This window comes from uncultured Ruthenibacterium sp. (assembly GCF_963558415.1).
In the GTDB taxonomy this organism is placed as follows: domain Bacteria; phylum Bacillota; class Clostridia; order Oscillospirales; family Ruminococcaceae; genus Ruthenibacterium.
On record NZ_CAUWGY010000017.1, the window covers coordinates 1 to 13157 of the forward strand.

12 protein-coding genes are annotated in these 13157 nt (G+C 58.0%); 9 read left to right on the plus strand and 3 right to left on the minus strand.

The window, feature by feature from the left end; translation table 11 throughout:
- The 9 genes from AB5H98_RS04630 to AB5H98_RS04670 form a co-directional block, all read left to right on the plus strand.
- Positions 1 to 917: D-alanyl-D-alanine carboxypeptidase family protein (locus AB5H98_RS04630; protein WP_367924753.1), on the plus strand; the 917-nt coding region annotated here is incomplete at its 5' end.
- Positions 918 to 970: 53 nt separating this feature from the next.
- Positions 971 to 2425 (plus strand): nicotinate phosphoribosyltransferase, encoded by a 1455-nt coding sequence (locus tag AB5H98_RS04635; protein ID WP_367924754.1) that lies wholly within the window; start codon positions 971 to 973, stop codon positions 2423 to 2425.
- Positions 2426 to 2481: 56 nt separating this feature from the next.
- Entirely contained in the window at positions 2482 to 4245 is a 1764-nt protein-coding gene (locus AB5H98_RS04640) for an ABC transporter ATP-binding protein (RefSeq protein WP_367924755.1), read from the plus strand.
- Between the two features lie 51 nt (positions 4246 to 4296).
- The gene (locus AB5H98_RS04645) at positions 4297 to 4923 is read left to right on the plus strand and encodes a bifunctional precorrin-2 dehydrogenase/sirohydrochlorin ferrochelatase (protein ID WP_367924756.1); all 627 of its coding nucleotides are present in this window, start codon (positions 4297 to 4299) and stop codon (positions 4921 to 4923) included.
- A 64-nt stretch (positions 4924 to 4987) separates the two neighbouring features.
- Positions 4988 to 5791, plus strand: a complete 804-nt coding sequence (locus AB5H98_RS04650) for a glycosyltransferase family 2 protein (protein ID WP_367924757.1) — start codon at positions 4988 to 4990, stop codon at positions 5789 to 5791.
- A gap of 137 nt (positions 5792 to 5928) precedes the next feature.
- Positions 5929 to 7533, plus strand: coding sequence for a DUF3825 domain-containing protein (locus AB5H98_RS04655; protein WP_367924758.1), 1605 nt, complete (start codon positions 5929 to 5931; stop codon positions 7531 to 7533).
- Positions 7534 to 7689: 156 nt separating this feature from the next.
- The gene (locus AB5H98_RS04660) at positions 7690 to 7971 is read left to right on the plus strand and encodes a hypothetical protein (protein ID WP_367924759.1); all 282 of its coding nucleotides are present in this window, start codon (positions 7690 to 7692) and stop codon (positions 7969 to 7971) included.
- A 63-nt stretch (positions 7972 to 8034) separates the two neighbouring features.
- Positions 8035 to 9111 carry a GTP-binding protein gene (locus tag AB5H98_RS04665; RefSeq protein ID WP_367924760.1) on the plus strand — a complete coding sequence of 359 codons (1077 nt, stop codon included), beginning with the start codon at positions 8035 to 8037 and terminating at the stop codon, positions 9109 to 9111.
- 2 nt (positions 9112 to 9113) lie between these two features.
- On the plus strand, positions 9114 to 10058 hold the full coding sequence (locus AB5H98_RS04670) for a GTP-binding protein (protein ID WP_367924761.1): 945 nt from the start codon (positions 9114 to 9116) through the stop codon (positions 10056 to 10058).
- 42 nt (positions 10059 to 10100) lie between these two features.
- On the opposite strand, the gene AB5H98_RS04675 is transcribed toward AB5H98_RS04670, so the two are convergent.
- The 3 genes from AB5H98_RS04675 to AB5H98_RS04685 are packed head-to-tail and all read right to left on the minus strand — an operon-like array spanning position 10101 to position 13047.
- The gene (locus AB5H98_RS04675; RefSeq protein WP_367924762.1) at positions 10101 to 10592 is read right to left on the minus strand and encodes a hypothetical protein; all 492 of its coding nucleotides are present in this window, start codon (positions 10590 to 10592) and stop codon (positions 10101 to 10103) included.
- 1 nt (position 10593) lies between these two features.
- A complete protein-coding gene (locus AB5H98_RS04680) occupies positions 10594 to 11430 on the minus strand; it encodes a Cof-type HAD-IIB family hydrolase (RefSeq protein ID WP_367924763.1) in 837 nt (278 codons plus the stop codon).
- 12 nt (positions 11431 to 11442) lie between these two features.
- Positions 11443 to 13047, minus strand: coding sequence for an ABC-F family ATP-binding cassette domain-containing protein (locus AB5H98_RS04685; RefSeq protein ID WP_367924764.1), 1605 nt, complete (start codon positions 13045 to 13047; stop codon positions 11443 to 11445).
- Positions 13048 to 13157: the final 110 nt, after the last annotated feature.

Genomic DNA, 13157 nt, shown 5'->3' on the forward strand with positions numbered 1-13157 from the left:
CCAATTTTGTGAGCACGAACGGCCTGGTGGATATGGACGAGGGCAACTATTCCACGGCCCACGATTTGTTTTTGATTGCGCAGGAGTGCTGGAAACACGAAATTTTCCGCACCGTGTGCGGAACCACTCTGTACTGGATGCCCATCACGGACACCCCCAAGCACTCAACGGCCCAGTACCCGGACCAGAACCCGAACGCCTCTTATTTTATCACCACCACCAACCGGATGATCCAGCCCTCTTCCGAAGTGTACCGCAGCTACATCAAGGGCATCAAGACCGGCTCCACCTACGCGGCCGGGCGCAACTTTGTGTCCGCCGCGGTGAACGACGAGGGCGAGAGCTTCATTGCGGTGGTGCTGGGCTGTCCCTGGGACGCGGCCGAGGACGGTTACGCTTACAGTTTCCACGACACTGCCGCTTTGTACGACTGGGTGTTTGACAACTTTTCCGTGCGCCCGGCGCTGGAGACGGACGTGCCCATCACCGAGGTGAAGGTGAACTACTCTGCGGACGTGGAGACTTTGCAACTGTATCCTTCCAGCGACATGAAAACCATTCTGCCCAACGACAGTGAAGATTTGATGGAATACACCTTCGATGTGCCCGAAGAGGGCGTCGACGCGCCTTTGTCCCAAGGGGACAAGGTGGGCACGCTGACGCTGAGTTTGTCGGGCCAGGTCATTGGTACCGTGGACCTGGTGGCCGGACAGGACGTGAGCCGCAGTCTGTTTTTGTACGGGCTGGCTTTGGTGAAAAAGGCCCTGACCAGCACCTATGTAAAGGTCGTGGCGGTATTGACGGTGCTGTTCTTCTCGGGCTACGGTTTTTTGTTCTGGTACGTGAACAAAAAAGAGGCCGAGCGCCGGGCAAAGCGCCGGGGCGGCCCCCGCAAGGGCGGGCCCCGCAATGTGTAAAAAACCGTCCTCGGGCGGCACAATAAACCGAAACGGAAAGAAAGGGATCTCTCATGACCAACATCAACGAAGAGCGCAACCTGACCCTTTTGATGGATTTTTACGAACTGACCATGGCCGCGGGCTATTTTGAGGAAGGCTACACCGACAAGGTGGGCGTATTTGACATGTTCTTCCGCAAAATCCCCGACGACGGCGGATTTGCCATTGCGGCGGGACTGGAACAGTTCTGCCAGATCATCGACGATTTGCACTTCTCCGAAGGCGACATCGAATATCTGGCCGGCAAAGGCTGCTTTTCGGAGCGTTTTCTGGATTATCTGCGTCACTTTACCTTCCACTGCACCATCTGGGCCGTGGAAGAGGGCACGCCCATTTTCCCGGGTGAGCCCATCGTCATTGTGGAGGGACCCGCCATCGAGGCTCAGCTCATTGAGACGCTGCTGCTGGTCACCTTCAACCACCAGAGCTTGATTTGCACAAAAACCAACCGCATTGTGCGGGCGGCCAAGGGCCGGCCCATCATGGAGTTCGGCTCCCGCCGGGCCCAGGGCTACGACGCGGCGGTGCTGGGTGCCCGGGCGGCGTACATCGGCGGCGTGGTGGGCACGGCCTGCGTCATGGCCGACCGGCAGTACGGCATTCCTGCTCTGGGCACCATGGCCCACAGTTGGGTACAGATGTTCCCATCGGAGTACGAGGCTTTCAAACGCTATGCCGAGCTGTACCCGGACAACTGCACCCTGCTGGTGGATACTTACAACGTGACCCGCAGCGGCATTCCCAACGCCATCCGGGTGTTCAACGAGGTGCTGGCCCCCATGGGCAAACGGCCCAAGGGCGTGCGCATCGACTCCGGCGACATTGCGTATCTGTCCAAAAAGGCCCGCCGCATGCTGGACGAGGCCGGCTATCCCGACTGCACCATCTGCGCGTCCAACTCTCTGGACGAGTACATCGTGCGCGATCTGCTGGTACAGGGCGCTAAGCTCGACTCCTTCGGCATTGGCGAAAACCTGATCACCTCCAAATCCACGCCTGTGTTCGGCGGCGTGTACAAGCTGGCCGCGGTCAAGGACGGAGATGTGTACACCCCGAAAATCAAAATCAGCGAGTCCGCGGAGAAAATTACCACGCCCCATCTGAAAAATTTGTACCGTATCTACGACAACGAGACCGGCAAGGCCATGGCCGACTACATCACCATGTACGACGAAGAGGTGGACGTGTCCGAGGGCATCACTCTGTTTGACCCGGTGCAGACCTGGAAACAGCGCACCTTCCACAACGTGCACGCCAAAAAGCTGAACACGCTGATCTACAAGGACGGCAAGCGGGTGTACCAGAGCCCGAAACTCAGCGAAATCCGCGCGTATTGCGCATCTCAGGTGGACACGCTGTGGGACGAAGTGACCCGCTTTGAAAACCCCCACCGGTACTACGTGGATCTGTCCCAAAAACTGTGGGACGAACGCCAGCGATTGCTGGACGAATTCGGAAAAGACTAACGCAGCATTTGCCGCGGACGGTGCGCCGCCCGCGGCAATTTTTATGAGGTGAAATCATGAACCAGACAAAGCCGGCGCCTTTGCGCCGTTTTTTGCCCTATTTGTTGCGGTACAAGGGCATCCTGATTTTTGATCTTGTGTGCGCAGCGCTGACGTGTATCTGCGAACTGGTGCTGCCGCTGATGGTGCGCGCCGTGACCAACATGGGCGCCGAAAACCCCGCCGGACTGACCGCGGCCTTTATTCTGCGCATGGTGGCCGTGTACGGGGCGCTGCGCATTGTGGACGCGGCGGCCAACTACTTCATGTCCAACACGGGCCACGTGATGGGCGCCCGCATTGAGACCGACATGCGCCGGGACGCCTTTGCCCATTTGCAAAAACTTTCGGACGCCTACTTTGCCAACACCAAAGTGGGGCAAATTATGGGTCGCATCACCAACGATTTGTTCGATGTGACCGAGTTTGCCCACCACTGCCCTGAGGAACTGTTCATCGCAGTGCTGAAAATCGTAATTTCCTTTGTGATTCTGGCGCAGGCCAACGTGCTTTTGACCTGCATCGTATTTGCGCTGATTCCGGTGATGGCTGTGTGCTGCGCCTTGTTCAACCACAAAATGCGCAGCGTATTCCAAAAACAGCGCCGCCAAATCGGCGAATTGAACGCCCGCATTGAGGACTCGCTTTTGGGCGAGCGGGTGGTGAAGGCCTTTTCCGGCGAAGAGGTGGAAAAGGAAAAATTTGACCGGGACAACGCCAAATTCTTTTCCATCAAGCAGGAGACCTACCGCTGGATGAGCGCGTTCAACACCACCACCCGCCTGTTTGACGGGCTTTTGTATCTGGTGGTGCTGACCGCAGGCAGCTTTTTCATGAAGGCGGGCCGCATTCAGCCTGGGGATCTGGTGGCCTACATGATGTACGTGACCACTCTTTTGACCACGGTGCGGCGCATCATCGAATTTACCGAGCAGTTTTACCGGGGACTGACGGGCGTGGAGCGCTTTTGCGAGATCATGGACGCGGACATCGACATTCTGGACGAGCCCGGCGCCCGGCCTTTGGAAAATGTGAAGGGCGACATCCTCTTTGAGGATGTGAGCTTTGAATACCCCGATGACCACAACAAAGTGCTGCACCACATTCGGCTGCACGTGAAGGCCGGCGAGAAAATTGCGCTGGTTGGGCCATCCGGTGGCGGAAAGACCACTTTGTGCAACCTGATCCCCCGCTTTTACGACCCAACGGACGGACGCATTTTGCTGGACGGACAGGACATCCGCAAGGTGACGCTGGCCTCTCTGCGCAGCGCCATCGGCATTGTGCAGCAGGACGTGTACTTATTCAGCGGTTCGGTGTACGAAAACATCGCCTACGGCCGGCCCGGCGCCACCCGGGACCAGGTGGTGGCTGCGGCCAAGCTGGCAGGCGCCCACGAGTTCATCACCGGTCTGCACGACGGGTACGACACCTACGTAGGGGAACGGGGTGTAAAACTGTCCGGCGGACAAAAGCAGCGCATCTCCATCGCCCGGGTGTTTTTGAAAGATCCCCCGGTGCTGGTGCTGGACGAGGCCACCAGCGCCCTGGACAACGAGAGCGAATACGTGGTGACCCAGAGCCTTGCGCGGCTGGCCAAGGGCCGCACCACTTTGACCATTGCCCACCGGCTGACCACCATTCAGAACGCCGACCGGATTCTGGTGTTGGGCGGAACGGGCATCGAGGAAGAGGGCACGCATGAACAGCTTCTGGCAGCGGGCGGCGCTTACAGCCGGCTGTGGAACCGGGCCCAGAGTTTGAACAGGGCCACGTTCTGACCGGTTGAAACCGCCCGGCCGCTGGCCTATAATGAAGAAAAGGAGCATTTTATGCCATATTTTCCCCTGTTTGTCCCGCTTGCACAGCGGGATGTGCTGATCGTGGGCGGCGGGGCCGTGGCCCTGCGAAAGGCGCACAGCCTTGCGCCCTTTGGCTGCCGCATCACGGCGGTGGCCGCAACGTTTTGCCAGGGCTGGGAAGAAGTGGATGCGCGGCGCATCACTGCGGTGCTGCAAGGCGATGAGCCCATGCTGTGGGACCGGCCCTGGGCGCTGGTGATCGCCGCATCGGGCGACAGGGCGCTGAACCATGCTGTCAGCCGGCTGGCCCAGGACAAAGGCATTCCGGTGAACGCGGTGGACGACAAGGACGCGTGCACCTTTTACTTTCCGGCGCTCGTGCGCCGGGGCGAGATGGTGGTGGGCCTGTGCGGCGCGGGCAAGGCTCCCTTTTACACCCGGGCGCTGCGCAAAGAGCTGGAAAAAGCCATTCCCGCCCGGGACGGCGCCGTGCTGAACGCACTGGAGAGCCAGCGGCCCGCGGTGCGCTCACAGGGGCAAAAGGCCGCCGAAGCCCTGATCGAGGTGCTGCGCGAGGCGTTGGACAAAGACCCGGAGCTGACCCGGGCGCAGCTCGAGGCACTGTGCGCAGATTTTTGGGCAGGCCGAGCCCAATAAGCCCCCCATTTGGCCAAAATTTGTGGCGTTTTTGGGGTATGCTTTGCAAAAAGGAGGTTTTTGTGTGAACGATCCCCTTGTTTCCATCATCGTTCCTGTGTACAACGCGGCGCCGGATCTGGCCCGCTGCATTGAGAGCGTACGAAAACAAAGCTACGAAAACTGGGAGCTTTTGCTGGTGAACGACGGTTCCAGCGACACGTCCGGCCCCATCTGCCGTATGTACGAGCGGGTGGACCGGCGCATTCGGGTGCTGGAAAAGGAAAACGAAGGTGTTTCCGCCGCCCGCAACGACGCGCTGGACCGGGCCAAAGGCGCATTCATCCAGTTTTTGGACAGCGACGACTATCTGCCCGAAAATGCCACAAGAGATTTGGTGGACCGGGCGCTGGCGGACGACTGCGATTTGGTGGTGGCCCACTATTACCGCGTCAAGGGAGACGCCATTACAAAACACGGCTTTTTGCGGGATACCGGCGTGATGGACCAGCTTGCTTTTGCCCGCCAGTTGATGGAGGAGCCGGCCAGCTTTTACTACGGCGTTCTGTGGAACAAACTGTACCGGGCCGAACTGTTGCAGGAAAACCACGTGCGCTGCCACGAGGAGATCAACTGGAGCGAAGATTTTCTGTTCAATCTGGAGTACATCCGGTACGCCCGGCGCTTTGCGGCGCTGGAAACGCCTGTGTACTACTATGTGAAAAACCGGGGCAGCATCACAAATTCTCAAATCGATCTGATCAGCGTGGTCAAGACAAAGGCCACCTTATTCCCTTATTACAAACATCTGTACGAGCAACTGGGGCTGTATGAAAAATACAAAACCCAAATTTACAAATATCTCATTGCCACGGCCAGCCGGGGTTGAGACGAAAAAAGGGAGCATCCGCAGGGGTGCTCCCTTTTTTGCGCCCCCAAATTTGCCGGTGCCTATGGATTCGCCCTTTTTCGTATGATAAAATGAAGCTGAAATCCTTGATGGGCTTTGAAAAGGGAGCGGTGAATGTGGACGTATCGGAAAAAAATCGATTGTCGGAAATTTTGATTGCACTGATTCGAAATTTGCAGGCCGACGGGCAGGACTGGGTGGATCTGGCCCGTGTGGGCGCACCTCTGGCGGCGGCCGGCGTGAACTACAAGGCTTTCGGCTTTTCAAAGCTGCGGCCTTTTTTGGAACAGTTTCAGGATGTGCTGGATTTTCGCAGCGAAACCACAGAGGAAAAGCCGCCGGTGTTCTATGCCCGGCCCAAAGAATTGACCGATGCTGTGCCCAAGGCTTGCACCGCGCAAAAGCCGCCTTTTGAACAGGGGAAATCCCCTTTGATGGCGCTGGGATACGTACCCAATCTGGAAAAGGCGCTGGAAAATCTGTCCCGGAAAGTCGCCTTTGACCGGGATGCGCTGGAACGGCGGATGAAAGAGGCCTACGACCAGGGCGAACTGCTGTATCACGAGTACGACGAAAACGGAGATCCGGTGCAGCGGCCGGCCTTTTCGCGCAGGACCATGTGCTTTGCCCTTCCCACCGGGTTGCAAGATTCGGACGGAGCTGCCCTGTATGTGCAGTACAGCCGAAAAACCCAGGGGTGGATGGGAATCTATTTCAACACGGAAAAACAGATCTTTGACCGGCTGAACTCCTATCGGATCGGTGCGCTGTCCTTTTGGAATTATGCGGCGGCCAATGACTTTATCGTCCGCCTCAAAGAGCGGCTGCTGCCGGGCGAGTCCTGGAAATATGCAAAGCCCGCCCCAAACCCGCTGCGCAAAAAAACCGAGTATGAAATTCTGGAATCCTATCTGCGCACGGTGCTCTTCGCGCTTTTGGATGAAAACGATCGCCCCGAAAGCCTGAATTACGGAAAAATCAAATTTTCCCAGGACCACAAGTACGCTTTGTTCAACACAGGGCTTTTGTCCAACTATGCCACGGACATCCGGATCGTGGGCGAGGCGTACGGCCGCATTGACAGCGAAAGCGGTACTTTTCTCATCTCCAATATCTCCAACCCCGAAATCGTGACCGGCGGAAAGAGCACCCTGGCGCGAAAGGGGTTCGATGCCTCCGCCGCCGAAGTGGATATGGTCAGCTTTTTCAAGGATGTCTCCCAAATCGTCTACGACGCCACCGTCGATGTGGACACGGACAATCTAGAGAAACTGCATCACTGCATCGATGAGGGCATTCAGCGCAACCGCTTCCCCCGGGACTGCGTGGAGCAGTACCGCCGCGGCGATTTGGTGGGGCTGACCAACAAGTTCAAATCCGCCATCGAACAGGCGGTCAAGATTGCAAGGCGCAACTACAAATACGTGGTTCCCCAGTACCGTGTGTCGGCCAAGGGAAACAAAATTCAGTTTTTAATGCCCATCTACATGCCCAAAGACTCCTTTGGGGGAGCGCCCAACTTTGAAAAGTCCCCCGACTTTGTGCTGGTTTTGAGCGAGAGCGTTCTGGGCAAACAGAAATTCTACATTCCCGAAACCGTGCTGGAGCTGGCGTGGGCGTACAACAACGCCCGGGTGATCTGCAAGCCCGACGACACCTGGCTGAACCCCGAAAAAATCGAGGACATCGGCGAGGAAGAGGACTTTTTATCCATGGATTGAAAAAGCCTTCGGGCAGGTGTGCGCCTGCCCGTTTTTTTGCGCAAAAAACGGCTGCCCCGGGCCCCTTTGCTTGCATCTTTGCACCGGGGTGGTATATAATAAAAAGAACGGCGCCGCACTGCGCCGAAACCCTTTTGAAAAGAGAGGCGAACCGATATGGAGCGACGGCACAAAGCTCTTGCACTGGGCGCGGCACTGGCCGCAGGCGCGGTGCTGGGTGTGCTGGCGGCTTTGCGGCACGGCCAAAAAAAGGCTCAGCCACAGGAAGACGAACTTGCTGAGATTTTGGCCCAGCACAACCAGCCGGACCAAGGCCCCAATGTGAATCCCGTGGACAACCCCTCCCCGGCTTCGGAAAACGGGCCGGTGCTGGACCCTTTGCAGATCGCCTTAGCAGAAGATTTTCAGGACTGGGACGATTTGGGCTGCCGGGGCTGACCCCGTTTGCCGCAGCAGCGCTGCGGCGCTTTTTTTAGCATGGAAAGGAACGATGACTCTTTTATGACAAAAATTACGATTTTTTCTGGATTTCTGGGCGCAGGCAAAACCACGCTCATCAAAAAGCTGATTGCCGACGGCTACAACGGCGAAAAACTGGTTCTCATTGAGAACGAGTTCGGTGAGATCGGCATCGACGGCGGCTTCATGAAAGAAGCAGGCATTGAGGTGACCGAGATGAACTCCGGCTGCATCTGCTGCAGTCTGGTGGGCGATTTCGGCAAGGCCCTGCAAAAGGTGCTGGACCAGTACCACCCTGACCGCATCCTCATTGAGCCCTCGGGCGTGGGCAAACTCAGCGATGTGATCCGCGCTGTGCAGAATCTGCACGCCGACGTGGAGCTGGCTGGCTTTGTGACCGTGGTGGACGCGACCAAGTGCCGCATGTATATGAAGAACTTCGGTGAGTTTTACAACAACCAAATCGAGCACGCCAGCGCCATCATCCTCAGCCGCACCGACTCCATCAGCGAGGACCGGCTGAAAACCGCGGTGGATCTGCTGCGCGCTCACAACGAAAAGGCCCCCATTGTGACCACCCCCTGGGAGCAGCTCACCGGCGCCCAGCTTCTGGATGCCATGGAGCAGAAAAACCATCTGGAAGAAGAGCTGATGCGTTTGGTCGCTCAGGACGCCCACAACCACGAGCATCATCACGAAGAGGGATGCACTTGCGAGAGCTGCCAGCATGAGCACGAGCATGAGCATCACCATGAGCACGAGCACCACCACGAAGAAGGCTGCACCTGCGAAAGCTGCCAGCACGAACATCATCACGACCACGAGGGGCATCACCACGCGGATGAAGTGTTCACCAGTTGGGGAACGCAATCGCCGCGCAAATACACCCGCGAGCGGCTGTTGGGACTGCTGGACGCTCTGGACACTGGCAAATACGGCACCGTGCTGCGTGCCAAGGGCATTGTGCCGGCCGTGGATGGCACCTGGCTGCACTTTGACTATGTGCCGGGCGAACAGAATGTGCGCACCGGTTCGGCGGACTACACGGGCCGCTTGTGCGTGATTGGCGCGCATTTGGACACGGCCGCATTGGATGCGCTGTTCGGCGAGGAGGAATGAGCATGGCCATTCCCATTTATCTGTTTACAGGGTTTTTGGAGTCGGGCAAAACCACCTTTTTGCAGGAAACTTTGGAAGACCCGGATTTTTGCACCGGGGAAAAGACGCTTCTTTTGCTGTGCGAAGAGGGCGAGATCGAACTGGAGCCCAAGAAATTTGCCGGCGGCAACGTGACCATTGTGCAGGTGGAAAACGAAGAGGACCTGACCCGGGACTTTTTGGCCGGACAGGCAAAACAGCGCCGCATTGACCGGGTGCTCATCGAGTACAACGGCATGTGGAATATGCAGACGCTGTACGACGCTTTGCCCAAGGGCTGGGAGTTCTACCAGATTCTTTTGACGGCGGACTCCACCACCTTTGCCTCGTATATGAACAATCTGCGCCAGCTTGCGGTGGACAAGCTTCAGGACCCGGAAGTGGTGATTTTCAACCGCTGCACCGACCAGACTGACCGCACTTATCTGCACCGGGCGGTGCGGATGGTGAACCGCCGGGCACAGATTTTGTACGAATACATGGACGGAAGTGTCCGGCCGGACGACATCGAGGACGAACTTCCCTTCGATTTGAAGGCCCCGGTGATCGAACTGCGGGACGAGGACTTTGGCATCTGGTACCTGGACGCGATGGAAAACCCCGACAAGTACCGGGGCAAACACATTCACTGCAAAGCATACGTTTGCCAGACAAAGCACGCGCCCAAAGGCTGCTTTGTGGCAGGGCGCTTTGGCATGACCTGCTGTGCCGAGGACATCTCCTTCATCGGCGTGTTGTGCCAGGCGGACAACGCGGCGCAGTTGCCCCACCGAAGCTGGGTGGAGCTGACTGCGGAGCTGGATGTGACAAAAAGCGAAATTTACGAGGGCGAAGGCCCGTATCTGCGGGCGAGCAAAGTGGTTCCCACCACGCCGCCCCAGGATGAACTGGTCTACTTTTTGCGTTGAGAACAAAAAAGGCCGGTCAAGCATAGGCTTGACCGGCCTTTCTTATTTTTCTACACAAAACACAAACCGCACGGGAAAGCGGGTGTACCGCTCCAAAAACTCCTCGAGCGTACACACAGGCGGCCGGCCGCACACCGCGTTCAAAAACCGGAACTTGCCTTTTCCCGCCGGAACAAAAGCCGCAAAATGCAAGCCGCGGCCGGTGAAGTAATACACAAACCCCGCCGGACACCGGCGCATGCGAAGCGACGCGGCCAGCGGCGACAGACGCAGCCGGGGCCGCAGGCCCTGGGCCCGCAGCCAGGCCAAAAGAAAGAACAGATTGGTGCCCAGCGCACCGCCCCACAAAAGGCCCTTTTCCATGCCGCGGCGCACCCGGTCTGCATCAGGCGCGTACCCCGCCGCCTGCAAAATGTTGTAGCCGGCCACCCAGCCGCACCCAGACCGGGCCGAAGAAAAACGGCCGTAAGGCACCTGCGCAAGGCGGCTTTGGTCGATGAGATACCCGTCTTTGGAAAATGCCTTGGGGTCCATGTCAATCCGCTCCTTTCCCGTTCAGCACATACTGCTCAATGGCCAGTGCCACCCCGTCTTGGTCGTTGGTGGCTGTGCGCACCCGGGCCGCCTTTAACACCTGCGGACAGGCGTTGCCCATGGCAACGCTGAGGCCCGCTGCCTGCAGCATAGCAAGGTCGTTGGTGGAGTCCCCGCAGGCCATGACCTGGCTTTGGGAAAACCCCAACAGCGCCGCCAGAGCCAACAGCGCCTTTCCCTTGTCCACGCCCTTGCCGTTCAGCTCCAGATTGTTTTGTAAACTGCTGGTGGCCTCGAACCGGCCGCTGTCCCGAAACAAAGTCCAGGCCTTTTGCCGCTGGCTTTCGCTGGTGAACAGCATGGTCAGTTTTTCCACCGGTCCCTTTTGCTGCATGAGCCAGAGGCGCTGGTCTTCTACCGGCACCCGGGTAACGCGGAAATACTCCTTCATATTCTCCGGCGCAGCCTGCAAAAGCGAGTGGAATGTGGCCGCTTTGGTATAGGCCCGGCCGTCTACGTACACATCGGTCAGCGCGCCCAGCTCTTCGGCCATCTCCAGCCCCCACAAAGCGTGTTCCAGCGCCATGGGAGACTGGGACAGCACCCGGCCGGTGGCTGCCTCGCACACCACCGCTCCGTTGGAAGTGATGGCATATTTGACCCCGGGAATGGACAGAAATTCCGCCGGCAACCCCGCCCGGGGCCGGCCGGTGACGGGCAGCACTGCCACGCCCTGGGCACAAGCCGCCGCGATGGCGGCCCTTGTGCGGGGTGTGATGCGTTTGTGCGAGTCGAACACCGTGCCGTCCAAATCCAGACCGATGAGACGAATGTTCACAAAAAAGCCTCCTTATGCCTGCCGGGAATGCTTCCAGGCCAAAAACTCCTCGTAGGTGCCCGGACGGTCCAAGCAGCCCGGCTGCCCCAGGGGAATCTCGATGATGCGGTTGGCAATCTCATCGATGAACTGATGGTCGTGCGAAGAGAACAGCAGATTGCCCTTGAACGCGGCCAACCCGTTGCTGAGCGCCTGAATGCTCTCCAAGTCCAAATGGTTGGTGGGCTGGTCCAGCACCAGCACATTGGCGTGGGTCATCATCATGCGGCTGAGCATGCAGCGCACTTTTTCACCGCCGCTGAGCACCTTGGCCGGCTTGTACACCTCGTCCCCGCTGAACAGCATCCGGCCCAAAAAGCCCCGCAAAAACGTCTCGGCCGGGTCCTCGCTGTACTGGCGCAGCCAATCGATCAAATTGCCCTCAAATCCCTCGAAAAAGGCGGAGTTGTCCTGAGGGAAATAGCTCTGGCTGGTGGACACACCCCACTTGAAGCTGCCCTCGTCCGGCTCCATCTCGCCCATGAGAATTTTCATCAGGGCCGTGTTGCCGGCCTCGTTGTCCCCCACCAGGGCGATTTTGTCGTTTTTGTTGGCGATGAAACTGACTTTGTCCAGCACCTTCACGCCGTCCACGGTCTTGGTGAGGCCCTCCACGAACAGAATGTCCTTGCCAGCCTCCCGCTCGGGCGAAAAGCCTACAAACGGGTATTTGCGGCTGGAGGCCGGCATCTCCTCCAGAGCGATGGAGTCGAGAATCTTTTTGCGGCTGGTGGCCTGCCGGGACTTGGATTTATTGGCCGAGAACCGCTGGATGAAGGATTGCAATTCCCGAATCTTTTCCTCTTTTTTCTTGTTCTGGTTGCGGATGAGCTGCTGCATGAGCTGGCTGGACTCGTACCAGAAATCGTAGTTGCCCGCGTACATCTGCACCTTATTGTAGTCGATGTCCACGGTGTGGGTGCACACGGCGTTCAGAAAATGGCGGTCGTGGCTGACCACGATGATGGTGTAGGGATAGTCGATGAGAAAGCCCTCCAGCCAGTCGATGGCGTCGATGTCCAAACCGTTGGTGGGCTCGTCCAGCAAAATGATGGTGGGCTGGCCGAACAGAGCCTGTGCCAGCAGCACCTTGAGCTTTTGGCGGCCGTCCAAAGAAGACATGGGTGCGTTGTGCAGCTCCATGGGCACGCCCAGGCCATTGAGTAGCTGGTCGGCTTCGGTCTCCGCGTCCCAGCCGTTCATCTCGGCGAACTCCCCTTCCAGAACGGCAGCGCGCTCGCCGTCCTCTTCGGAAAAGTCGGGTTTTGCGTACAACGCCTCTTTTTCCTTCATGATCTCATACAGACGGCGGTTGCCCTGAATGACCGTGTCCATCACGGTGTACTCGTCGTATTTGTAATGGTCCTGCTCCAAAACGCTCATGCGGTCGTCCGCGCCCATGGACACCGACCCGGTGGTGGGTTCCAGCGCGCCGGACAAAATGCGCAAAAGCGTGGATTTGCCCGCGCCGTTGGCCCCGATGATGCCGTAGCAGTTGCCCGGGGTGAATTTTAAATCTACATGCTTGTACAGGGTAGAGCCCTGAAACTGAAGACTGACGTCTGTCACTGTTAACATAAAGTTCCTCCAAAAACGCCGCAAAAGGGCGCAGAATTGAAATTATCATACCATAAAGCCGGTCTGTTCGTAAAGCGCAAAGAAAGACCGGTCGGGCCTGGAGTGCCCCA

Coding starts and splice junctions, on each gene's coding strand:
- AB5H98_RS04635 (WP_367924754.1), top strand. CDS start 971: ATGACCAACATCAACGAAGAGCGCAACCTGACCCTTTTGATGGATTTT.
- AB5H98_RS04640 (WP_367924755.1), top strand. CDS start 2,482: ATGAACCAGACAAAGCCGGCGCCTTTGCGCCGTTTTTTGCCCTATTTG.
- AB5H98_RS04645 (WP_367924756.1), top strand. CDS start 4,297: ATGCCATATTTTCCCCTGTTTGTCCCGCTTGCACAGCGGGATGTGCTG.
- AB5H98_RS04660 (WP_367924759.1), top strand. CDS start 7,690: ATGGAGCGACGGCACAAAGCTCTTGCACTGGGCGCGGCACTGGCCGCA.
- AB5H98_RS04665 (WP_367924760.1), top strand. CDS start 8,035: ATGACAAAAATTACGATTTTTTCTGGATTTCTGGGCGCAGGCAAAACC.
- AB5H98_RS04670 (WP_367924761.1), top strand. CDS start 9,114: ATGGCCATTCCCATTTATCTGTTTACAGGGTTTTTGGAGTCGGGCAAA.
- AB5H98_RS04675 (WP_367924762.1), bottom strand. CDS start 10,592: ATGGACCCCAAGGCATTTTCCAAAGACGGGTATCTCATCGACCAAAGC.
- AB5H98_RS04685 (WP_367924764.1), bottom strand. CDS start 13,047: ATGTTAACAGTGACAGACGTCAGTCTTCAGTTTCAGGGCTCTACCCTG.